The organism is Stenotrophomonas sp. YIM B06876, assembly GCF_030711595.1.
Taxonomy (GTDB): Bacteria; Pseudomonadota; Gammaproteobacteria; order Xanthomonadales; family Xanthomonadaceae; genus Stenotrophomonas.
Window position 1 is genome coordinate 1 of the sequence record NZ_JAUJUJ010000364.1, and the last position, 824, is coordinate 824.

Below are 824 nucleotides of genomic sequence, written 5' to 3' on the forward strand. Positions count from 1 at the left end.
ATTCGCCAGATTGCAGAATTTCTGCGGACAGCCATTCAATGATGCTGAAACTCGACGACAAGGACCTGCGCATCCTGCAAGCGCTGCAGCGTGACGCCAGCACCCCGACCGAGCTGCTGGGCGCGGACCTGGGCTTGTCCGCCACCAGCGTGCAGCGCCGCATCAAGCGGCTGGTCGCCGCCAAGGTCATCGTCCGCCAGACCTGCGTGGTCGCGCCCGAGAAGCTGGGCTTTCGGATGCGCTGCATCGTGGGCGTGGAACTCGACGTCGAGCAGGCCGACGTGCTGGACAAGTTCCGTGCGCTGCTGGCGGCCGAGCCGCGGGTGCAGCAGAGCTACTACGTCACCGGAGCGTCGGACTTCGTGCTGTTCCTGCTGGTGCGCGANCGCCAGACCTGCGTGGTCGCGCCCGAGAAGCTGGGCTTTCGGATGCGCTGCATCGTGGGCGTGGAACTCGACGTCGAGCAGGCCGACGTGCTGGACAAGTTCCGTGCGCTGCTGGCGGCCGAGCCGCGGGTGCAGCAGAGCTACTACGTCACCGGAGCGTCGGACTTCGTGCTGTTCCTGCTGGTGCGCGACATGCAGGACTACGAGGCGTTGACCCAGCGGCTGTTCTTCGGCCACCGCTATGTGCGCCGCTTCACGACCAGCGTGGTGATGAGCGTCCAGAAGGACGACCGCGACGTGCCGGTGGCGCTGCCTGGCGTGGGTTGAGACCGGGGACACCCGTCACTCCTGGCGGCCGGTGCGCACATGCTCGGGCCGTATGCCCACGCCGGCCATGTAGGCGGGCATGCATGCTGGGCATGCGGCTCGCCGGGCCTG

Annotated in this window: 1 protein-coding gene; it reads left to right on the top strand. The window is 67.4% G+C overall.

Annotation, left to right across the window (positions count from 1 at the left end):
- The first annotated feature begins 38 nt into the window (after positions 1–38).
- Positions 39–713 carry an Lrp/AsnC family transcriptional regulator gene (locus QZH66_RS17325; RefSeq protein ID WP_305807082.1) on the top strand — a complete coding sequence of 225 codons (675 nt, stop codon included), beginning with the start codon at positions 39–41 and terminating at the stop codon, positions 711–713.
- Positions 714–824 lie beyond the last annotated feature (111 nt).